We start from the raw sequence: 21,330 nt of genomic DNA on the forward strand, positions 1-21,330 counted from the left end.
TGCGGTCCTCACTCGGTAGGCGCGGGGCCGGTGCTGGAGCGCACCACGAGCGAGGTCGGCAGGCGCAGGTGCTGCTCGCGGGGGGTGTCGTGCAGGATGTCGAGCAGCATGCGCAGGGCCTCGGCGCCCATGCGGTGCAGGGGCTGGGCGACGGTGGTGAGCGGCGGTTCGACCATCGCCGTCTCGGGGACGTTGTCGAAGCCGACGACGGAGAGGTCCTCGGGGATGTGCAGCCCGAGCTCGGCGGCGACCTCCACGACGTGCATCGCGGACAGGTCGTTGGCGGCGAAGACGGCGGTGGGGCGTTCGCCGCGGGGTGCTGACAGCAGCTCGCGGGCGGGGGTGTCGGCGGTGTCGGAGCGGTAGCCGCCGACGCGCACGAGCGTGGGGTCGACGGTGATGCCGGCGGCGTCGAGGGCCTGGCGGTAGCCGAGCTCGCGCAGGCGAGCGGACTCCAGGTCGGTGCGTCCGCCGAGGTGCGCGATGCGTCGGTGGCCGAGCGCGATGAGGTGCTCGACGGCCTCGCGGGCGCCGGTGGTGTTGTCGGAGTCGACGGTGTGGGTGCCCTCGGGGCCGGTGTGCGGGTCGATGGCGACCACGGGGATCCCGTTGGCCTCGGAGAGCACCATCGTGGGGGTCACGACGATGGCGGCGTCGATGAGGGTGCCGGCGAGCCGGGACAGGGAGCGTCGTTCCCAGCCGCCCAGCGCGCCGCCGTCGGACCCTCCGGAGTAGGCGAGCAGCTCGTAGCCGGTGCCGTCGACGGCGGACGAGATGCCCTTGAGGAGCTCGGTGGAGTACGGCTCGAACTCGGCGACGAGCACGCCGATGACGTTGGTGGACTGCCGGCGCAGGCTGCGGGCCACGAGGGAGGACTCGTAGCCGAGGTCGGCGACGACGCCGAGGACCCGCTCCGCGGTGGAGGGCGCGACGCCGTACCGGTTGTTGACGACCTTGGAGACCGTGGCGACGGAGACCCCCGCGACCCGGGCGACGTCGGAGATCGTCACGCGACCGGTGTACTGGCGCGGGTCTGTGCCCGCGAGGGGCGGGTCGGCAGCGGTGCTCACACACAGGAGCGTAGCGGTCCGTCGCGCGGGGCGACGGACGGGACCGCTCGTGGCGAAACCGTTATCGAAAACGATTGACGAACGATGGACGCACCTGCCAGTCTGAGATCTGCACGGCAGGCCGGCGTCTTGACGGCCCGTCCACCACAGGAGTCGACGACGACCGAGGGGTTCCACGATGACGAGGAAGATGCGGGGCGCGAGCGCCCTCGCGCTGGGGGCGAGCATCGCCCTGCTGGCCACCGCCTGCGCAGGACAGGGCACGGCGGACCAGGACGACGACGAGACCACCGCCTCTGCCGGCGGGGACACCACCGTCGAGTGGTGGCACAACTCCAACACCGGCGAGGGCAAGGAGTACTACGACCAGGTCGCCGCCGACTTCGAGGAGGCGAACCCGGGCGTCACGGTGCAGGTCGAGGCCATGCAGCACGAGGACATGGTCACCAAGCTGCAGGCCGCCATGCAGGCCGGGTCCGACGTCCCGGACGTCTTCATGAGCCGTGGCGGAGGCGAGCTGGCGAACGACGTCGACGCGGGCCTCCTGCGCGACCTCACCGACGACGCCGCCGACACCGTCGAGACGGTCTCCGCGTTCGCCGGGCAGTACTCGATCGACGACCGCGTCTACGCGCTGCCCTTCTCCATGGGCATCGTCGGGTTCTGGTACAACCAGAACCTGTTCGAGGAGGCCGGGATCACCGACGTCTCCCCGAGCCCCACCATCGAGGAGTTCGCCGGCTACGTCGACCAGCTCGAGGCGGCCGGCATCGACCCGATCTCCGTCGGCGCGGGCGACAAGTGGCCCGCCGCGCACTACTGGTACTACGGCGTCGTCCGCGAGTGCGCCTTCGACACCGTCGAGGCGGCGATCGAGTCCGGGGACTACTCCGACGAGTGCTTCCTCCGGGCCGGCGAGGACGTCCAGGAGATCCTCGCGAAGGAGCCGTTCAACCCCGGCTTCCTGGCGACCGGGGCGCAGGAGGGCCCGACGTCGGCCTCCGGCCTGCTCGCCAGCGAGCGCGTCGGCATGGAGCTCGCCGGCCACTGGGAGCCCGGTGTCGTCGGTGGGCTGCGCGAGGACGGCGAGGTCCCCGACTGGATGGGCTGGTTCGCCTTCCCGACCTTCACCGGCCAGGCCGGCGCGCCGACCGACCAGATGGGCGGCGGTGACGCCTGGGCCGTGTCCCAGGACGCCCCCGACGCCGCGGTCGACTTCGCCGCCTACCTGCTGTCCGACGAGGTGCAGACCGGATTCGCCGAGCTCGACATGGGCCTGCCGACCAACCCGGCCGCGACCGGCTCGATCTCCAACCAGACCCTCGCGCAGCTCGTCCCGGTGCGTGACGGCGGCGGCCAGACCCAGCTCTACCTGGACACCCGTCTCGGCCAGAGCGTCGGCAACGCGATGAACGACGCGATCGCCCTGATGTTCGCCGGCGAGGCCGGCCCGCAGGACGTCGTGGACGCCATCGAAGACGCCGCGGCAGCACAGCAGTGACCGGCAGGGCAGACGACGCCGTCACCACGACGGGCACGGCGTCGCCTGCCACCTCCCCGCGCCGGCCTGCCGGAGCCGCCCAGCCGGGCGGCCCGGCGGACCGGCGTCCGGCAGGAGGTCGGCGGGCGGACCGCTCCGAGCTGCGCAAGCGCCTCGAGATCGCGTTCTTCGTCACACCGGCGCTCGCGATGCTCGTCCTCTTCGTCGCGTGGCCGGTCATCACGGCCGTCCAGATGTCGGGCTACCGGTGGAACGGACGCGGGCCGCTGGTCGACTTCGTCGGGCTCGCGAACTACGTCTCGGTGCTCACCGACGACGTGTTCGTCGGCTCGCTCGTCAACAACCTGGTCATCGTCGTGGCCTCGATCGCCGTCCAGCTCCCGCTGGGACTCGCGATCGCCCTGCTGCTCAACCGCAAGATGTGGGGCCAGGGCCTGCTGCGGACCATCATCTTCGTGCCGTACGTCCTGGCGGAGGTCGTGGCCGGCGTCGTGTGGTTCCAGCTGCTGCAGCCCTACTACGGCGTGCTCGACACGATCCTGCAGGGCATCGGCCTGGAACCGCCCGCCCAGGGCTGGCTCGGCGACCCCGACCTCGCCCTGTGGACCGTCCTGGCGATCCTCACGTGGAAGTACCTCGGCCTGGCCGTGATCCTCTTCCTCGCCGGGCTGCAGGGCGTGCCCGACGAGCTCTACGAGGCCGCCCAGCTCGACGGCGCCTCCTGGTGGCAGGTGCAGCGGCGGATCACCATCCCCCTGCTCGGCCCCACCATCCGCACCTGGGGGTTCCTGTCCATGATCGGCTCGCTGCAGCTGTTCGACATGGTCTGGATCCTCACCAAGGGCGGCCCCGCCAACTCCACCAGCACGATGGCGATCTTCCTCGTCAACGAGGGCACCCGGAGCAACAACTTCGGGATCGCCGGCGCCGCCTCCGTGATCCTCTTCATGATCGCGCTCGTCATGGCGGTGCTCTACCAGCGACTCATCCTGCGCCGAGACGCCAAGGGGGTGGCGTGATGACCACGTCGACTCAAGCACCGACCACACCGCCACCCACCTCACCACCGGCGGCACCACCGACCGGACGCCGGCGCCGAGGCGCGGCCGGCAGGTTCCAGGGCGGCAACCCGGTGGTCTACGCGGTGGCGTTCGTCGTCGTCTGCGCCACCCTCGGTCCCGTCGTCTACGGCGTGCTCGGCGGGTTCCGCAGCAACGCCCAGCTCACCGAGGCGCCCGCCTCCCTGCCGGACCCGTGGATCTTCACCAACTACACGGGCGTGGTCACCAACCCGTCGTTCTGGCAGTACACGGCCAACTCGGTGATCGTCGCCGTCATCACCACCGCCATCGTCGTGGTGTTCGGGGTGATGGCCGCCTACCCGCTGGCCCGCTACCGGTTCAAGGGGCGCGAGGCGCTGTTCATGGTGTTCGTCGCCGGGCTGCTCTTCCCCGCCACGGTCGCCGTCATCCCGCTGTTCATCCTGCTCACCCAGAACTTCGGGCTCGGGAACACCTGGTGGGGCGTCGCCCTGCCTCAGGCCGCGTTCGCGCTCCCCATGACCGTGGTCATCCTGCGCCCGTTCCTGGCGGCGCTTCCCCGGGAGCTCGACGAGGCCGCCCAGCTCGACGGCACCAGCCGCATCGGGTTCTTCTGGCGGATCCTCCTGCCGCTCTCCGGGCCCGGCATGGTCACCGTCGGCGTGCTCGCATTCGTCGGGTCCTGGAACGCCTACCTGCTGCCCCTGCTGCTCCTGCAGGGCGACAAGAAGACCCTCCCGCTCGGCGTGGCCGACTTCTCGTCAGAGCACTCCTCCGACACCGCCGGCGTCTTCGCCTTCACCACGCTGGCCATGATCCCGGCCCTCGTCTTCTTCCTGGCGATGCAGAAGCGCATCGTCAACGGACTGCAGGGCGCGGTGAAGGGATGACCGTGCAGAAAGAGGTACCGATGTCCGACACCACCGTCGCGGCGATGCCGCACGTCTCCGACCGGGTCGCCGCGCTGCACGCCCGCATGACCCTCGAGGAGAAGCTCGCCCAGATCGTCGGGTACTGGCTCGACAAGGGCGGCGACGTCGTCGCGCCCCTGCAGGGCGAGATGACCGCGGGGCAGCAGGGCACCGACCGGCTCGGGGAGATCACCCGCCACGGCATCGGCCACTACACGCGCGTGTACGGCACCCGGCCCGTCGACCCCGTGGAGCGCGCCGACTGGCTGTGGACCGAGCAGCGCCGCCTGCGGACCGAGACCCGGCTCGGCATCCCCGCGCTCGTGCACGAGGAGACCCTCACGGGCCTCGCCGCCTGGAAGGCCGCGACGTTCCCCACGCCGCTCGCCTGGGGCGCCTCGTTCGACCCCGGTCTCGTCGCCGAGATGGGAGCGCTCATCGGGGAGTCCATGCGCACCCTCGGCATCCACCAGGCCCTCGCGCCCGTGCTCGACGTCGTGCGCGACCCCCGGTGGGGACGCGTCGACGAGTGCATCGCCGAGGACCCGTACGTCGTCGGCACCCTCGGCACCGCCTACGTGCGCGGCCTGCAGTCCCAGGGCGTGCACGCCACCCTCAAGCACTTCGTCGGCTACTCCGCCTCCCGCGGGGGCCGCAACCACGCGCCGGTCTCCGCCGGCCCGCGCGAGATCGCGGACGTGTTCCTGCCGCCCTTCGAGATGGCCGTCGTCGACGGCGGCGTGCGGTCCGTCATGGCCTCCTACAACGACATCGACGGCGTGCCCCAGCACGCCTCCGCCGAGTACCTCACCGGGATCCTGCGGGAACGCTGGGGGTTCGACGGCGTGGTGGTCGCCGACTACTTCGGCGTCGCGTTCCTCGAGGTCATGCACCGCGTGGCCGCCGACCGTGCCGCCGCCGCCGCCCAGGCGCTCGCGGCCGGGCTCGACGTCGAGCTGCCGTCGGGGGACGCCTACCTCGACCCGCTCGCCGAGGCGGTGCGCGCGGGCCGCGTCGACGAGGCCCTGGTGGACCGGGCCACACTGCGGGCGCTGGCCCAGAAGGAGGAGCTCGGGCTGCTGGAGGACGACGCGTTCGCCGACGACCCGCCCGACGTCGTCGACCTCGACTCCACCCGGCACCGGGCCGTGGCGCGCCGCCTGGCCGCCGAGTCCGTCGTGCTGCTGACCAACGACGGGCTGCTGCCGCTGTCGGCGTGGACCACGTCGCCGCAGCGGGTCGCCGTCGTCGGACCCAACGCGCACCGGGCCGAGGCGCTCATGGGGTGCTACTCGTTCGCCAACCACGTGCTCGCGCACCACCCGGAGCGGGAGCTGGGCTTCGAGGTGCCCACCGTGTTCGACGCCCTCGGCGGCGCGTTCGCCGCCGCGGGCGCGCCCGCTCCGGCGCTCGTGCACGCCCGGGGCTGCGACGTCGAAGGGGCGGACACCTCCGGGTTCGCCGAGGCGGCCGCCGCCGCGTCCTCCGCGGACGTCGCCGTCGTCGTCGTCGGGGACCAGGCCGGGCTGTTCGGCCGGGGCACCGTGGGGGAGGGCAACGACACCGAGTCGCTCGACCTGCCGGGCGTGCAGCGCGGCCTCGTGGAGGCCGTCGTGGCGACCGGGACGCCCGTGGTGATGGTGGTGCTGTCCGGCCGGCCGTACGCCGTCGACTGGGCGCTCGACGGCGACCGCCGTCCCGCGGCCGTGCTGCAGGCGTTCTTCCCGGGCGAGGAGGGCGGCACCGCGATCGCCGCGATCCTCACCGGTGCCGTCAACCCGTCCGGCCGGCTGCCCGTCTCCCTGCCGCGCTCCGCGGGTGCCCAGCCGTACTCCTACCTGCACCCCGTGCTGGGCGGCGCGAGCGACGTCACCTCGACCGACCCGACGCCGCTGCGCCCGTTCGGGTTCGGGCTGTCCTACACGTCGTTCGCCTACGCCGACCTCCGGGTGCCGTCCGAGGCCGCCACGGACGGCTCGCTCACCGTCGCGGTGCGGGTGACCAACACCGGCGACCGCACCGGGACCGACGTCGTGCAGCTCTACGGGCACGACGTCGTCGCCTCCCTCGCGCGACCCGTGGCGCAGCTGCTCGCCTACGAGCGCGTCGACCTGGCGCCGGGGGAGTCGGCCACCGTCACCTTCGAGGTGCCGACCTCACGGTTCGCGTTCAGCGACCGCCGGGGCGTGCGCGTCGTCGAGCCGGGCGACGTGGAGGTGTGGGTCGGCTCCCACGTGGCGGCCGTGGCGGAGCCGCCGACCGACCTGCGCGACACCACGGGCGGGGCGATCAGCAACGAGAAGTCGGCCCGCAAGCAGGAGCTGCCCGGGTCGGCGACGCCGCGCGCGGTGGCCCGGCTCACCGGCGGCGTCCACGAGGTGACCGTCAGCGATCCGCGCGTCGCCACCGCGACGGTCGCGAGGTAGCGCGGCGCTGGGGTTCGTTCGGCACTTCGCGCTTCGTTCGGCAGTACGAACTGCCGAACGAAGCGCGAAGTGCCGAACGAACCCGCTGGCCGACGCGCACTCCCGTCGCCGACGGCGGCGGTCACCACCCGGGATACGGCGTCGTCGCGTCGGAGCGGACCTGGGGGAACGCGCCGACGGAGAGGCGGCGCAGCCCCGTCGCGAGCACCCGGTGGGCGCAGTACCCGGCGTCCCGCACCCGCGGGGTGGTCACGTCGACGGTCACGACACGGTCGGCAGTCGCGACCAGCCGGACGAACGGCGCACCGTCGGCCCGCGGCTCGTCCGGGGCGTCGCCGAGGGCCCGGGTACGACGGCGCACGTCCGCGACCACCGCGGGGTCCAGCCCGTACTGGACGTGGCACATCGGGTCGATCAAGGACCTCCGGTCCGCGAACGTCTCGCCGTAGCGTCGATCCGGGTCGTGCGGCGCCAGCCCGGCCACGCCCCCGTTCCCGAGCACCGGGGCTCGACGGATCAGGCTCTCCTCGACCGCCAGGTCGCGGGCCGAGGCGTGCTGGACGAGCGCTTCGCCCACGGCGAGCTCGGCGGCGACGGTCGCATCGACCGCGCACCCGTAACCGAGCGCGACGACGTCGTCCTCGGGATCGTCGGCGACGGCGAGCCGGACCGGCACGCCGGACCTCGTCGGCACGGCCAGCACCCGGACCTCGACGACCGCGCCGTCGTCACCGACCCGCGGCGGCGTCGGCACGCCAGGTAGCGGCGCACCGCCGTCGTGCCACCACCGGGCCACGGCGTCCTGGGCGAGCAGGCGCCCGGCGGCCCGGTCGAGTGCTTCGTCGCGGCTGCGGCCGGCCTCGAGACCGACGAGGTTGTGCCCGTTGGTGGCAGTCAGCCCCTCCAGCCGGGCGGAGAGGTATCCGGCGTGCACCAGGCTGAAGGGCGCCCAGCAGGGCGCGGGGCCGTCCTCGGCGTGCTCGGTCCCGCGCAGCCACCAGGCGCGGTCGTCAGGTCCGGACGGGACGAACGGGAATCCCGGCATGCCGTCGAGCGCGGGGTCGTGGGGACGCCACTGCGTCACCGTGAGCACCCGATGCCCGGTGGCGGTCAGCTCCGCAGGGGTGGCGCGGCGCAGCTCACCCTGGCCGAGGTGGGCGCCGCACAGGTGCGCCAGACCGGAGAGCACGGCGGCCCGGTCGGCGTCGGCCCCGAGGGCACCGGCCGGTGCGAGCAGGTCGGGCTGCCAGCGCGCGTCGACGCTCGCCAGGTACGGCAGCTCGGCGTGCAGGTGGACGAAGCCGCTCGGAACCCGCGGATCGGCACGGCGGCGTACCACCCGGTGCAGCAGCCCGGTCACCGGGTCGACGACGGCGGGCGGGTCGACGGCGTGGGGACGCCACCCGCCGTCGGTCCACCGTTCCAGGAAGCCGGTGGCCGGTCCGGGGCCAGGGCTCCGCGAGCCCGCACCGGAGCCCGGTACCGCGACCGTGGCCGGGCCCGCCACGATCGCCACCGGGTCCTCGACGAGCGCACGGGCCTGCTCCGGGTCGGCGACCGTGGCCCGCAGCAGCGCCGAGACCGTGTCCGCCAGCTCGACGGCCCGTCCGGCGCGCAGACGTACCCGGTAGGTGGACCCGGCGAAGGGCCAGCGCACCACACGCTCCGACGCCTCACGCTCCGAGGTCCCACCGTCGGAACCCTCGCGGTCCAGTGCGACCGCGACCTGCGCCAGGCCCCGCAGGCTCGCTGCGGCGACGTCGGGGCCCGGCGGCGGACCGGTGACCGGCTCGCCGTCGGCGACGGCGGCCAGGGCGTCCAGCGCGGAGCGCGCCGCATCGCCCTCCAGGCCGTCCGCGCCGACGTCGAGCACCCAGCGCCGTCCGTCGTCCCGGCACGCCAGGACGCGGTCCTCGCCCAGCCGGTGCACGGTGAGTCTCATGCGTGCGGGATCGGGAAGTGGTTGAGGTCGTCCTCCGCCAGCGCCGTCGTGCGCCAGCCGAGCTCGACCGCCAGGTCCTGCACCCGCCGTCGGCCCAGGAACGGGAAGGCTGCCGGGGCGTTGCCGACCGTGCCGGGAACGATCGCCCGGACGACGCGCATCCCGGTGGAGGCGACGTCCGGGGAGGTGACGTCGACGACGATCACCTCGTGCCCGGCGGCCTCCAGCGCCGTCCGGTAGGCGTCAGGTGTGCGCTCGGGCAGCGAGGGCGTGTCCGAGAAGGTCCGGGTGACCGGTCGCTCCAGCAGCGGCGCCACGTGGGTGACGGCACGCGGGTCCAGGTGCACCTGCTGCTGGACCATGAGGTCGTCGCAGTCGCGCATGTCGGCGCGGTAGGAGTCGAGGTAGCGGCGGTCGGCCCGCCACGGCTTGAACGACCTGCTGTTCAGCTCGCCGTGCCGCATGGCGTCCCAGTGCGCGCCGTCCGCACGCAGCAGGTCGCGGCTGCCCTCCTGCAGGGTGCAGGCCTCGGTCCAGGCCTTCGAGGCAGCGGCCTGCGGGGTGTCCCGGCAGGCGAAGCCGACGTTGACCAGCGTGTCGACGTCGTTGTGCAGCACCCCGGCGGCCACAGGGATCCCGAACTCGTTGTCGAGCATGATCAGGCTGGGCCGCTGCCCGTGCTCGGCGGGGACGTCGTCCCACAGCCGGGCCAGCTCGCCGGGGTGGGTGGCGTCGATCGGCTGGGCGTTCAGCCACCACACCATGGTCGCGTGGCGTTCGACGACCTCCTCCAGGGCGGAGGTGACGGCGTAGTCCAGGGAGGGGCCGGCGGCGATCCCGGCGAACGGGCAGAAGTTCGTCACCGGGGCGGCCGAGTACCCGGCGGTGAACCAGTTGACGTACACCGTGCTGGCGGGCACCAGCAGCTCCTCGCCGGTGGTCAGCGAACGGCCCGGCACCCAGTGCAGCTCCAGGTCGGGCGTCATCCGCACGAACGGGAAGCCGGGGGTGTCGTACTGCTGCTCGGAGTAGAGCACCAGCTCGGCCGGGTCGAGCACGCGGGTGCCGCGGCGGCGCAGGTCCGCGAAGCTCCCGACGGTCACCGGCAGGGTGTCGAGCAGGTTCCCGCAGTAGCGTTCGGCGGCCTCGCCGACGGCGCTGGCGCGCGCCTGGGCGGGGTCGCCGAACGCCGAGCCCTGGCACGAGGTGTTGTTGGCCCACCGTGACACGCGGCGCATGTTGCACACGTCGCTCTGCGCGGTCGCCAGCGACGGCGGGAGGCTGGGGTGGTGGGTGACGTCGCGGGTGCGCTGGACCAGCCCGGTCAGCGGGTCGACGAGGTCGCGGGGGGTGTGGGACCGCGAACCGCTGAGGATCCGGGTGGGCAGCGGCAGGACCGGGTGGGTGGTCGCGGTGCCGTCGGCGGCGATCTCCCACACCAGGTCCCCGGCGGGTCCGTCGCCGTCGGGTCCGGGCGCGCCAGGACCGGCAGCGGGGGACCTCGCCCCGGCCAGCAGGTCGAGAGCGGTGCGCAGGGCGTCGGCGAGGTGCCTCGGCGGCGCGCCAGCGTCCCCGCCCACGGCGGGGAGCGCAGCGCCCGGTGGGACTCGGCGTCGTACGCGGCGGCGGTACGACGGTCCGCCAGGTCCTCGTAGCTCGCGCCGACGCCGGGCGTGACGAACGGGCCGAGCCAGACGACGGACCGGGTCACCTCGAGCGCCACCCACGGGGTGCGGGCGTCGGCGCAGAGCCGGTCCAGGGCGACGAGCGTCGCGTCGTCGCCGCCCCGCACGACGTGCACGAGCAGCTCGCCCGTGCGGAAGGCGCGGTGGACCACGCGCTGCCAGTCGTCGGCCGGCACGGCCCGGACGGTGACCTCCGGCCGAGCGGTCCGCGCGACCGTCTGCAGCGCCGCGACCACGGCGGGGTCGCCGGAGAGCAGCAGGTCCCCGGGCAGCGCCGCGTCGATGTCGTCGTACGACGGCGAACCATCGCCGAGGTCGGGACCGGCCACGGCAGCCGGGGTGAACGCCCCGTCGCGGTCCAGGACGTCCCGCAGCACGGCGGCGGCCGCTTCCCAGCCGTCGGGCAGGGCCGGGCTCGCCTGCCCGGTGGTCCAGGCGTCGAGGATCTGCAGCACCCGTTCGGCGGGCACGTCGAGCACGAACGACGCACCGACCGGGGTGGTGACGAGGCTGCGGCCCGCCGTGAGCGGACGGACCTCCACGCGGGGCGTGAGGGTGAGCGAGGGGGTCGGCACGGGCAGGTCCTTCCGGGACGGCGGGTGGGGAGACGGGGGACGGGTGTCCCCGGTGGGCCACCGGGGACACCCGCTGCCTGGTCAGGACCAGGCGAAGGCGGTCGACACGTGACCGTGGTTGTTCGCGTTCGGGGCCAGGATCTGGTCCTCGGACCGCTCCGTCGCCACCGCGACGAGGGTGATCGTCGTCATGGGTGCTCACTCCTTCCTTCTTCTCGGTTCGAACCGGCCAGGACGGCCGGCTCCGGTTCTCCGGCGTCTGCTCGACCTGAGGACAGGTCGAGCAGACGCCGGTAGTCGGGGGAGGTGCGCAGCAGGTCGGCGTGGGTGCCGTCGGCGGCGATGCGCCCGCCGGCCAGCAGCACGACCCGCTCGGCGCGGCGGATGGTCGAGACACGGTGGGCGATCACCACCGTGGTGCGGCGCCACCGCGCGACCGTGTCGGCGAGGTCCTGCTCGCCCACCGCGTCGAGGTGCGCGGAGGCCTCGTCCAGGACGAGCACGGCCGGGTCGCGCAGCAGCGCCTGCGCCACGGACAGACGTTGCCGCTGCCCTCCGGACAGCGTCGCCCCCCGGTCGCCCACCGGGGTGTCGAGCCCGTCGGGTCGCGAGCGCACCGTCGCCGCGAGGCCGGCGTCCTCCAACGCCTGCCACAGCGTGGCGTCGTCGGCCCCGGGCGCAGCGAGCAGCAGGTTGCTGCGCACGGTGCCGCGGAACACGAAGGGATGCTGGGACACCATCGCGACCCGTCGGCGCAGCTCGTCGGCCTCGAGGGAGCCGGTCTCGGCGCCGTCGAGGAGGATCCGCCCGCCCTGGGGGGCCCACAGCCGCGTGAGCAGCCGCGCGAGCGTGGACTTGCCGGCACCGGAGGCCCCCACGAGGGCGACCTGCTCCCCGGGCCGGATCTCCAGGTCGACCCCGTCCAGCACGGGCGGGCCGTCGTCGTAGGCGAACCGGACGCCGTCGAGCCGCAGGTGCCCGCGCCCGGTCGAGGAGCACCGGGGTCCGGGCGCACCGGCGAGGGCGTCGCCGCCCTCGACCGCGGTCCGGGCACGATCACCCTGGTCGATCAGGTCGAGGACCCGCTGCGCCGCCGCGGACATCTCCCCGAGGCGCTGCACCATGGCGAACGCGCCGACGGCAGGGGAGACCGCCGCGGCCAGGAGCACCGCGGCCGGAGGGATGAGGACCGCCTCGACGGCGCCGACGAGGGAACCCTGCACCAGGGACACGAGGAACAGCAGGCTGGTGGCCGCCACGACGAGGTCCGCCAGGGCCGACTCCCCGGCGGCCCGCAACGCGAACCGCCGCTTCGCGTCCTGCACGGCGTCGGTGCCGGCGAGCACCTGGGCGCGGTGGTGCTCGGTGAGGTCGAGCGCCGCGAGCTCCCGCCGCGCCTGCGCTCCTTCGAAGGCCACCGCCTGCAGGGCGCCGAGCTCACGCCGGATCGCCGCGCCCTGCCGACGCTGCAGCGACGCGAACACCCAGGGCACCGCGAGCAGCACGGCCACCCCCGCGGGCACGATCAGCCCCCGCGGACCCACCAGGGCCACCAGGGCGACCGAGACGAGCACGGGGGACAGCACGGCGTTCAGACCGGCGCCGAGGGTGTGGGCGTAGAACCACTCGAGGATCTCGACGTCGTTCATCGCCGTCCCGGCGACCTCTCCCGCACGACGGCGCCCCGACCGCGCCGGGACGATCTGCTCCACGGCGTCGTAGACCCGCACCCGCAGCGCGTCGATGACCCGGTAGGCGAGCACGTGGCTCAGCCAGGACTCGATCCAGGTGAGGACCGCCACGGCCACGACGGCCGCGGCGAGGGCCGCCAGGAGCAGGCCCACCATCGAGGGGTCCGATGACACGACGAGCGAGGCGACGGCAGCGCTGAGACCGGCCGCGGCCGCGGTGGCCACCTGGTAGCCGGTCATGGCGGCCGTGGAACGCAGCAGCAGCGACCGTTCGTCGCGGACCTCGCCGAGCAGGCGGACGACGGGGCGCAGCAGGGAGACGGTGGTGGCGTTCGCGCTCATGCGCCGACCTCCTCGGCCTGGGCGGCGTGCAGCCGCGCGAACGTCCCGCCGGCGGCGGCGAGGTCGTCGTAGGTGCCGTCCTCGACGATGCGGCCGTCGTCGACGACGACGATCCGCTCGACGTCCCGGACCGCGCTGAGCCGGTGGGCGATGATCAGCAGGGTCGGTGCCTCGGGGCCGGAGCGCAGGGCCGTCAGGAGGCGGCGCTCGCGGTCGGCGTCGAGGGCGGAGGTCGCCTCGTCGAGGACGAGCACGGGGGAGCGGCGCAGCAGCGCACGTGCGACGGCGAGACGTTGGCGTTGTCCGCCGGAGAGCAGGCTGCCGCCCTCGCCGACCTCGTCGTCGAGGCCCGCACGGTCGGTGCCGGCGAGCTCGGGCACCTGGGCGCGGCCGAGGGCGTCGACGAGCTCCGCGTCGGACGCCGTGGGGGCGACGAGCAGGAGGTTGTCACGCACCGTGCCGCCGAACAGGACGGGGTCCTGGGAGACGAGGGTCACCGGCGGGGTGTCGCGCTCGGACGCCCGGACGGTGACCTGCCCGGACTCCGGGGCCAGCAGTCCGAGGACGAGGTTCGCCACCGTCGACTTCCCTGCGCCGGACGGGCCGACCACGGCGGTGACCGAGCCGCGACGCACGTGCAGCGTGAGGCCGTCGACGGCGAGCCGGTCGGCGCCGGGGTAGCGGGCGCGGACGTGGTCGAGCGCGACGACGGTCGCCGGGTCGCCGGTGGTGGCGACGGTCGACGGCGCGGGTGCCGACGGCGCGGGCTCCGCTGCGGTCAGCCGTTCCAGCAGCCGGGACCCGGCGGAGACGCCGAGGTAGCCGGCGTGCCAGTGGTTGGCGAGGTCCCGGAAGGGTCGGAACACCTCGAACGCCACCAGGGTCACGGTGAACAGGGCCGGTGCGGCCAGTGCGCCGGAGTCGACGCGCAGCACCCCGACGGCCAGGGCCAGTGCCGGCCCGGCGACCAGGAGGAGGCCGGTCAGCCCGGACTCCACCAGGGAGAGCCGGAGCTGGCGCAACGTGGACCGCAGCAGCCGGGCGCTCGCGGAGACCAGGTGCTCCCGTCGCCGGGAGGTGGCACCGAGCAGCTTGAGGGTCTCCATCCCGCGCAGGGAGTCGACGACGTCGGCGTGCATGCCGGCGTAGGCGTCCCAGTGCTCGTCCCCGCGGGACCGCAGCGCGTGGTCCCACAGGCGGGGGAGCAGCGGGACGAGGGCGGCGGTGAGGCCGGCGGTCAGTCCGACGACGGGGTCGACGGCGAGCAGGATCGACACGGTCACGGTGGCGGTCACCGCGGTCACGACGACCTGCGGGACGTATCGGGTGACGTAGGGCTCGAGGTTCTCGACGCCGTCGACGAGCTCGGAGTGGCGACCGCCGACGTCGTCGGAGGTGCGGGCGAAGGGACCCCGGGCGACCTCGGCGTCGAGGAGCCGGGCGCGCAGGCCTCGCTTCATGCGGCCGGCGACGGCGTGCGCGGTCAGCTCGCGCAGCGCCGTGCCGACGGGGCGCAGCAGCAGGGCGACGGCCAGGAGGCCGAAGGGTGCTGCGAGGTCCGCCAGGGCTGCCTGGTCGAGGATCCCGGCGAAGAGTCGGGACATGGCGATCGCCTGGGCGACCGCGAGGCCGCTGAGGAGGAGCCCGACGACGACGCACCAGGTCTGACCTGGGGCGACGGATCGCGTGAGGCGCCGGAGGCGGAGGTGGATCACAGGTACCTGCTATCGTGAGAGTGAGAATCATTCGCACTACTGGAGGTCCTTTGTACACGATCGACCGTGAGGGGCGCCACAGGTGACCGTCACCGAGTCCGTCCTCTCGGCAGCAGCGAGCGCGACACGCCGACGGCACGCCCTGCTGCTGGTCGCGCTGTCCACCGGCCTGGCCGTCGTCTGCGTCGTCGCCGTCGGCATCGGCCCCGTCGCGATCGCGCCGTCGACGGTGGCCGACGTCGTCCTCGGTCGCCTCGGCCTGGCCGACACGGCCGGGACCGGCGCCGCGGACGACTCGATCGTGTGGCTGATCCGTGTGCCCCGCGTCGTGCTCGGCGTCGCCGTCGGGGCGGCGCTCGCCCTGGCCGGTGTCGTCGTCCAGGCGTTGGTGCGCAACCCGCTCGCCGACCCCTACCTGCTCGGCATCTCCTCGGGCGCCTCGGTCGGGGCCGCCGCCAGCATCCTGTTCGGTGTGGGCGGCGGGGTGCTCGCCCTGACCGGCAGCGCGTTCGCCGGGGCCCTGCTCGCGATCGTCCTGGTGCTGTCCGTCGCGCGGATCGGCGGCCGGCTGATCGTGTCGCGACTCGTCTTCGCCGGGATCGCCGTGGGCTTCGCACTGACCGCCCTGACGAACTTCCTGGTGTTCGCCAGCGAGTCCCGCGAGGGCGCCCGGGCCGTCATGTTCTGGACGCTGGGTTCCCTCGCGCAGTCCCGGTGGGAATCCGTGCCCCTGGCCGTCGTCGCCGTCCTGGCCGCCACGGCGGTCTTCGTCGGCTGGTCCCGCCGGCTGGACGCGCTCGCCATCGGCGACGACACCGCGCTCGCGCTCGGCACGGACCCCGTCCGGTTCCGTTCCGCCGCCGTCGTCCTGGTCAGCCTCCTCGTGGCCGTCGCGGTCTCGGTGTCCGGGCTCATCGGGTTCGTCGGCCTGGTGGTCCCGCACATCGCGCGCCGCCTCGTCGGCGCCGGCCACCGGATCGTCCTGCCCGTGTCCGCGCTGCTCGGCGCACTGCTCCTCGTCTGCGCCGACGTGCTGGCCCGCACCGCCTTCGCCCCTCGTGAGCTGCCGCTCGGCATCCTCACCGCGTTGATCGGCACCCCGCTGCTCATCGCGCTCGTCCGACGATCCCTCACCCGCTGAGGATCACCCCACCCAGAGACGGAGACCTCTCCCATGCTTCCCCCTGCCCCCCTGCGCCGCCGCGGAACCGCCGTGCTCGGCCTGCTCGCCCTCGCAGCGCTCACCGCCTGCTCGGGTGACGCCGACGCCTCGTCCCGGGCCGACGGCACGGTCACGCCGCCGGCGAGCGAGACCGAGGCCACCGTCTACCCGGTGACCGTCCAGAACTGCGGCGAAGAGCTCGAGATCCCCGCAGAGCCCGAGTCGGTGCTCTCCGTCGGGACCTCCGCCGTGGCGCTGCTCGACGCCGCAGGAGCCTCGGAGCGGATCGTGGCGCGCGCCGGCGAGTTCGGCGCCGACCTCCCCCCGGACCTGACGAACCCGCCGTCCGACGCGCCCGTGCTCGACCCCTACGACCCGACCATCGAGGTGATCGTCGGGGCCCAGGCCGACATCATCGTCGGCTACGGCCTGTTCAACACGGCCACCGAGGACGTCGAAGCGGCCGGCATGACCAGCGTGGTGATCGACGGCGAGTGCAGCCACGACTCGGCGCTCACGGCCAGGACCGACTTCGACGCGATCTTCGCCGACGTCGAACGCCTCGGCACCGTGTTCGGCACGCAGGCGACCGCGGCCCGGAACGTCGCGGCCCTGCGCGACGAGCTCGACGAGCTCACCGCTGCCGCTGGTGAGCGGTCGGGCGGCGAGGAGTCCGCAGCCGTCGTCTACCACTTCTCCGCCGAGGCCTCCCTGTCCGCCCGGGGCGGGCTGGGCATCGCCGACGACGTGCTCGCCCGCGCCGGCCTCGACAACGTCTACGGCGACGAGGCGTCCGTCTACCTCGAGGTGAACGTCGAGACGCTGCTCGACGCCGACCCGGACGTCGTGGTGCTGGCGTACGGCCTGTACGGGGAGAGCTACGACGACGCGCTGGCCACGTTCATGGGGGAGCCCGGCGTCGAGGACCTCGTCGCGGTGCAGGAGGGCCGTGTCGTCGGCGTGCCCGCGGCGGACCTCGCGCCCGACCCGGGGTCGATCCGCGGACTCGAGGCCGTGCTCGCAGGCACCGGCGAGCTGGACCGGTGACGCCCTGATGATCGGTACGCGACGGCTGACCGTCCGGTACGGCCGGACGGTCGCCGTGGCGGCCGCGGACCTCGCGGCCGCCGACGGGCGGACCCTCGGCCTGATCGGTCCGAACGGGTCCGGCAAGTCGACCATGCTGCGCGCCGTCCTGGGTGCGGTCACCGCCGAGGGAGCGGTGACGGTGGACGACGACCTCGTGCGGGACCTGACCCCGCGTCAACGCGCCGACCGGATCGCCGTGGTGGCCCAGGAGGAGCCGAGCGGGCTGCCCCTGACGGCCTGGGAGTCCGTGCTGCTCGGCCGCTCCGCACGACTGTCCGGGTGGAGCCGGTACCGCCCCGAGGACGAACGTGCGGCGCACGAGGCCATGGCCCGGGCCGGTGTCACCCACCTCGCCCACCGTCCCGTCGACGACCTCTCCGGCGGCGAACGGCAGCGCGTCCTCATCGCCCGGGCGCTGGCGCAGGGTTCGAGCCACCTGCTGCTGGACGAACCCACCAACCACCTCGACGTGCGCTACCAGCACGAGGTGCTCTCCCTGGTCCACGGGCTGCCGCTGACGACCATCACCGTGCTGCACGACCTCAACCTGGCGGCCCGCTACTGCGACGAGCTCGTGCTGCTGTGCGCGGGCCGCGTGGTCGCGGCAGGGGTGCCGGCTCAGGTGCTGGTGCCGGAGGTGCTGGAGCCGGTGTACGAGATCGCGGTGCGCCGGCTCGACGTCGACGGCGTGCCGCAGCTGGTCTTCGGTCTCGGCGCCCGGGACGGCCCCCGCGCCCCGGTGCGAGGGCGGGGCGTGCGAAAGTAGGCAGATGCGGATCGACATCTGGCTGTGGGCGGTGCGACTCTTCAAGAGCCGTTCGGTGGCCGCCTCCACGCTGCGCTCGGGGCGGGTGCGCATCAACGGGACCGTCGCCAAGCCGGCCAGCCAGGTGCAGGTCGGCGACCGCGTCACGTGGCGCGACCCCCTGCGCGACCGCGTCGTCGTCGTGCGCGAGCTGCTGCCCAAGCGGGTCGGCGCCCCGCTCGCCGTCAAGGCCTACCTCGACCAGAGCCCGCCCGTGCCGACCCGCGCGGAGCGCGCCGAGGTGGGCCTGCGCGACCGGGGCGCGGGGCGCCCCACCAAGCGGGAGCGCCGCGAGATCGACAAGCTGCAGGGACGACGGCGGTAGCCCGGCCGTGCGGACCAGTGCGGGCCTGCTGCTCTACCGTGTCCGGCCGGACGGCCTCGACGTCCTGCTCGGCCACATGGGCGGGCCCTACTGGGCCCGCAAGGACGAGCGCGCGTGGACGATCTTCAAGGGCGAGGTCGACGACGGCGAGGAGCCGCACGCCGCCGCCGAGCGGGAGGCGGCCGAGGAGCTCGGGCTCGAGCTGCCGCCGTCGGGCCGGGACGTCGACCTGGGCGAGGTCCGGCAGAAGGCCGGCAAGCGGGTGCTGGCCTGGGCGCGCGAGTGGCCGGACCCCGGGCCCGACCTGAGCCGGGTGCGCAGCAACACCGTCGAGATCCGGTGGCCGCCACGTTCCGGCCGTGTGCTCGAGGTCCCCGAGATCGACCGGGTCGCCTGGTTCGCCCCTGACGACGCACGCCGGATGGTGGTCGCGGCGCAGGCCGCGCTGGTGGACCGGCTCGGCGAGGCCCTGGCGCGCTGAGCCCGGCTCACAGGTCGCGCAGCAGCCCGATCAGCTCGTCGGCCATGTCGAGCTTGCGGGCCAGGTCGGCGCGGCGCTCCTGGGCGGCGACGACGTACTCGTCGAGCCGACGGCGCAACGCCGGACCGCCGTCGTGCCCGTCGTGCTGCCCGGCCGCGAGGCTGTGGGCGATCTGCAGCAGGTCGGCCATCTCGTCGAGGGAGAACCCCAGCGGCTTCATCCGCCGGATCAGCAGGAGGCGTTCGACGTCGGACTCGGTGTAGAGCCGGAACCCGCCCTCGGAGCGGGCCGACGGGGGCAGCAGGCCCACCTCGTCGTAGTGCCGCAGCGTGCGCAGGGACAGGCCGGTGCGCTCGGCGACCGCTCCGATGTGGATGGTCCCGGGCGTGCTCATGGCTGGATTCTCGCGCGTGCGGGCACGAAGGTGAACTCTACCCTCACGTGAGGGTAGAGTTGCGCGAGCCGCGAGCGCCCATGCCCAGGTGGCGCTCGCGGCACCTCACCTTCTCCGCGCCACGTCGCGCCCCCGTCCGTGCCCGGCGCGCCCCGCTGCGCCACCACCGAGAGGAAGACGCCCTCGTGCCTGACGACCTGCGTGCCTCCCTGCCCGACCCGGCTCCCGTGCCGGTACCCGCCTCGGGGGCTCCCGAGGCGACGTCGTCCGGCTCGTTCCGTGCGGCGTTCAGCTCGGCGACCCGGCTGCGCACCGAGGTCCTCGCGGGCCTGGTGGTCGCGCTGGCCCTCATCCCCGAGGCGATCGCGTTCTCGATCATCGCGGGCGTGGACCCCAAGATCGGCCTGTTCGCGGCGTTCACGATGGCGGTGACGATCTCGTTCGTCGGCGGCCGGCCGGCGATGATCTCCGCCGCCACCGGGGCGATCGCGCTGGTCATCGCGCCGGTGGTGCGCGACCACGGTCTGGACTACCTCGTGGCGACGGTCATCCTGGGTGGGCTGATCCAGGTGGTGCTCGGCGTGCTCGGCGTCGCGAGGCTCATGCGGTTCATCCCGCGGTCGGTGATGGTCGGGTTCGTCAACGCGCTGGCGATCCTCATCTTCTCCTCCCAGCTGCCGCACCTGTTCGGGGACAAGGTGACCGCGGACAACCGCTGGTGGATCTACGGGCTGGTCGCGGCGGGCCTGGCGATCATGGTGTTCTTCCCGCGCCTGACCCGGGTGGTGCCGGCGCCGCTGGTCGCGATCGTGCTGCTCACGCTCGTGTGCGTGGCGGCGACGATCGCGGTGCCGACGGTCGGTGACGAGGGCGAGCTGCCGTCGTCGCTGCCGACGCTGTTCTTCCCCGACGTGCCGCTGAACCTCGACACGCTGCAGATCATCGCCCCCTACGCGCTGGCGATGGCGCTGGTCGGGCTCATCGAGTCGCTGCTGACCGCCAAGCTGGTCGACGACGTCACGGACACGCACTCGAACAAGACGCGCGAGTCGTGGGGTCAGGGCGTCGCCAACCTGGTCACCGGGTTCTTCGGCGGCATGGGCGGCTGCGCGATGATCGGCCAGACGATGATCAACGTGAAGGTCTCGGGGGCGCGGACGCGGTTGTCCACGTTCCTCGCCGGGGTGTTCCTGCTGGTCCTCGTGGTGGTGCTGGGCGACGTGGTGTCCATCATCCCGATGGCGGCCCTGGTGGCCGTGATGATCATGGTCGCGGTGGGCACGTTCGACTGGCACTCGGTGCGGCCCTCCACGCTGCGCCGCATGCCCGTGCCGGAGACGGTCGTCATGCTCGCCACGGTCGGCGTGACGGTGTGGACCCACAACCTGGCCTACGGCGTCATCGTCGGCGTGGTCGTCGCGGCGGTGCTGTTCGCGCAGCGGGTGGCGCACATGACGACGGTGACCCGCCTGGACGCGTCCGACGAGGACGGTGTGCGGGTCTACGCCGTCGACGGCGAGCTGTTCTTCGCCTCGTCGAACGATCTCGTGTACCAGTTCGACTACGCGGGCGACCCGGAGCGCGTCGTGGTGGACATGTCCGCGGCGCACGTGTGGGACGCCTCGACGGTGGCCGCGCTGGACGCCGTGCAGCACAAGTACGCGGCGCACGGCAAGACGGTCGAGTTCCGGGGCCTCAACGAGGACAGCCGGGCGCGGCTGGACCTGCTGGCGGGTCGGCTCGGCGCCGGGCACTGAGGTGCGTCGTCGGGTGCGCGCGCACGCCGTCGGGCACCGGTGGGGCGGAGAGGTTCAGACCTCGAGGGAGCGCGCCGACCAGCTCAGCCCGAGCGCCTGCAGCACGTCGGACGGCTCCCGGTCGGTCGCGTCGGAGTAGGCGCGCAGGGACAGCACGGACGCGGTCAGCATGGTGGTGATCACCTGCCGGGCGAGGCGCGGGTCCCCGGTCGCCTCGTCGAGCAGCTCTTGCACGACGGCGGAACGTATCCCCAGGTCGTCGTCGGAGCACGCGGTGAGCAGTGCGATGGTCGTCGCTCCGGCCTCGGTCCCCATGGTGTCCCCCCGGGTCAGTTCCTCTTTGCACCGGTCTACCTGAGGTGGGCCCCACCCGCGAGCCGAGCGGGCGCGCGATCACTGAACCGATCAACAAATGTCCC

18 protein-coding genes are annotated in these 21,330 nt (G+C 73.7%); 10 read left to right on the forward strand and 8 right to left on the reverse strand.

What is annotated here, in order from left to right; genetic code table 11:
* Positions 1–8: 8 nt before the first annotated feature.
* Complete coding sequence (locus tag ACNHYB_RS12635; protein ID WP_418278047.1) at positions 9–1,010, reverse strand: LacI family DNA-binding transcriptional regulator; 1,002 nt, start codon at positions 1,008–1,010, stop codon at positions 9–11.
* A gap of 238 nt (positions 1,011–1,248) precedes the next feature.
* Here ACNHYB_RS12635 and ACNHYB_RS12640 point away from each other — a divergent pair, with 238 nt between their 5' ends.
* From ACNHYB_RS12640 to ACNHYB_RS12655, 4 genes are read left to right on the forward strand one after another with little or no spacing between them, the layout of a single operon-like run.
* Positions 1,249–2,571, forward strand: a complete 1,323-nt coding sequence (locus ACNHYB_RS12640; protein ID WP_418275689.1) for an extracellular solute-binding protein — start codon at positions 1,249–1,251, stop codon at positions 2,569–2,571.
* On the forward strand, positions 2,568–3,590 hold the full coding sequence (locus ACNHYB_RS12645; protein ID WP_418275690.1) for a carbohydrate ABC transporter permease: 1,023 nt from the start codon (positions 2,568–2,570) through the stop codon (positions 3,588–3,590). The genes ACNHYB_RS12640 and ACNHYB_RS12645 overlap by 4 nt, the downstream gene beginning before the upstream one ends.
* Positions 3,590–4,501 (forward strand): carbohydrate ABC transporter permease, encoded by a 912-nt coding sequence (locus ACNHYB_RS12650; RefSeq protein WP_418275691.1) that lies wholly within the window; start codon positions 3,590–3,592, stop codon positions 4,499–4,501. The genes ACNHYB_RS12645 and ACNHYB_RS12650 overlap by 1 nt, the downstream gene beginning before the upstream one ends.
* A gap of 20 nt (positions 4,502–4,521) precedes the next feature.
* Positions 4,522–6,948: a beta-glucosidase family protein gene (locus ACNHYB_RS12655; protein WP_418275692.1), complete on the forward strand. Its 2,427-nt coding sequence runs from the start codon at positions 4,522–4,524 to the stop codon at positions 6,946–6,948.
* Positions 6,949–7,069: 121 nt separating this feature from the next.
* Here ACNHYB_RS12655 and ACNHYB_RS12660 read toward each other — a convergent pair whose 3' ends face one another.
* The 5 genes from ACNHYB_RS12660 to ACNHYB_RS12680 all read right to left on the reverse strand — a co-directional run bounded on the left by ACNHYB_RS12660 (position 7,070) and on the right by ACNHYB_RS12680 (position 14,898).
* On the reverse strand, positions 7,070–8,890 hold the full coding sequence (locus tag ACNHYB_RS12660; protein WP_418275693.1) for a YcaO-like family protein: 1,821 nt from the start codon (positions 8,888–8,890) through the stop codon (positions 7,070–7,072).
* The gene (locus tag ACNHYB_RS12665; protein ID WP_418275694.1) at positions 8,887–10,329 is read right to left on the reverse strand and encodes a YcaO-like family protein; all 1,443 of its coding nucleotides are present in this window, start codon (positions 10,327–10,329) and stop codon (positions 8,887–8,889) included. Before ACNHYB_RS12665 ends, ACNHYB_RS12660 begins: the two co-directional genes overlap by 4 nt.
* Complete coding sequence (locus tag ACNHYB_RS12670; protein WP_418275695.1) at positions 10,215–11,150, reverse strand: hypothetical protein; 936 nt, start codon at positions 11,148–11,150, stop codon at positions 10,215–10,217. The genes ACNHYB_RS12665 and ACNHYB_RS12670 overlap by 115 nt, the downstream gene beginning before the upstream one ends.
* Positions 11,151–11,338: 188 nt before the next feature.
* Entirely contained in the window at positions 11,339–13,183 is a 1,845-nt protein-coding gene (locus ACNHYB_RS12675) for an ABC transporter ATP-binding protein (RefSeq protein WP_418275696.1), read from the reverse strand.
* Positions 13,180–14,898: an ABC transporter ATP-binding protein/permease gene (locus tag ACNHYB_RS12680; protein WP_418275697.1), complete on the reverse strand. Its 1,719-nt coding sequence runs from the start codon at positions 14,896–14,898 to the stop codon at positions 13,180–13,182. The genes ACNHYB_RS12675 and ACNHYB_RS12680 overlap by 4 nt, the downstream gene beginning before the upstream one ends.
* A gap of 82 nt (positions 14,899–14,980) precedes the next feature.
* On the opposite strand from ACNHYB_RS12680, the gene ACNHYB_RS12685 reads away from it, so the two are divergent.
* From ACNHYB_RS12685 to ACNHYB_RS12705, 5 genes are read left to right on the forward strand one after another with little or no spacing between them, the layout of a single operon-like run.
* Complete coding sequence (locus ACNHYB_RS12685; protein ID WP_418275698.1) at positions 14,981–16,039, forward strand: FecCD family ABC transporter permease; 1,059 nt, start codon at positions 14,981–14,983, stop codon at positions 16,037–16,039.
* 33 nt (positions 16,040–16,072) lie between these two features.
* Positions 16,073–17,107, forward strand: coding sequence for an ABC transporter substrate-binding protein (locus ACNHYB_RS12690; protein ID WP_418275699.1), 1,035 nt, complete (start codon positions 16,073–16,075; stop codon positions 17,105–17,107).
* Positions 17,108–17,114: 7 nt separating this feature from the next.
* A complete protein-coding gene (locus ACNHYB_RS12695; RefSeq protein ID WP_418275700.1) occupies positions 17,115–17,915 on the forward strand; it encodes an ABC transporter ATP-binding protein in 801 nt (266 codons plus the stop codon).
* Positions 17,916–17,919: 4 nt separating this feature from the next.
* The gene (locus ACNHYB_RS12700; RefSeq protein WP_418275701.1) at positions 17,920–18,279 is read left to right on the forward strand and encodes an RNA-binding S4 domain-containing protein; all 360 of its coding nucleotides are present in this window, start codon (positions 17,920–17,922) and stop codon (positions 18,277–18,279) included.
* Between the two features lie 7 nt (positions 18,280–18,286).
* Positions 18,287–18,760 (forward strand): NUDIX domain-containing protein, encoded by a 474-nt coding sequence (locus ACNHYB_RS12705; protein ID WP_418275702.1) that lies wholly within the window; start codon positions 18,287–18,289, stop codon positions 18,758–18,760.
* A 7-nt stretch (positions 18,761–18,767) separates the two neighbouring features.
* Here the strand turns inward: ACNHYB_RS12705 and ACNHYB_RS12710 are convergent, their stop codons facing one another.
* Complete coding sequence (locus ACNHYB_RS12710) at positions 18,768–19,154, reverse strand: MerR family transcriptional regulator (protein ID WP_418275703.1); 387 nt, start codon at positions 19,152–19,154, stop codon at positions 18,768–18,770.
* A 185-nt stretch (positions 19,155–19,339) separates the two neighbouring features.
* Here ACNHYB_RS12710 and ACNHYB_RS12715 point away from each other — a divergent pair, with 185 nt between their 5' ends.
* The gene (locus ACNHYB_RS12715; RefSeq protein ID WP_418275704.1) at positions 19,340–20,911 is read left to right on the forward strand and encodes a SulP family inorganic anion transporter; all 1,572 of its coding nucleotides are present in this window, start codon (positions 19,340–19,342) and stop codon (positions 20,909–20,911) included.
* 54 nt (positions 20,912–20,965) lie between these two features.
* On the opposite strand, the gene ACNHYB_RS12720 is transcribed toward ACNHYB_RS12715, so the two are convergent.
* Positions 20,966–21,226, reverse strand: coding sequence for a hypothetical protein (locus ACNHYB_RS12720; RefSeq protein ID WP_418275705.1), 261 nt, complete (start codon positions 21,224–21,226; stop codon positions 20,966–20,968).
* Positions 21,227–21,330: the final 104 nt, after the last annotated feature.

It is taken from the genome of Isoptericola jiangsuensis, from assembly GCF_048320105.1.
Taxonomy (GTDB): Bacteria; Actinomycetota; Actinomycetes; order Actinomycetales; family Cellulomonadaceae; genus Isoptericola; species Isoptericola jiangsuensis_A.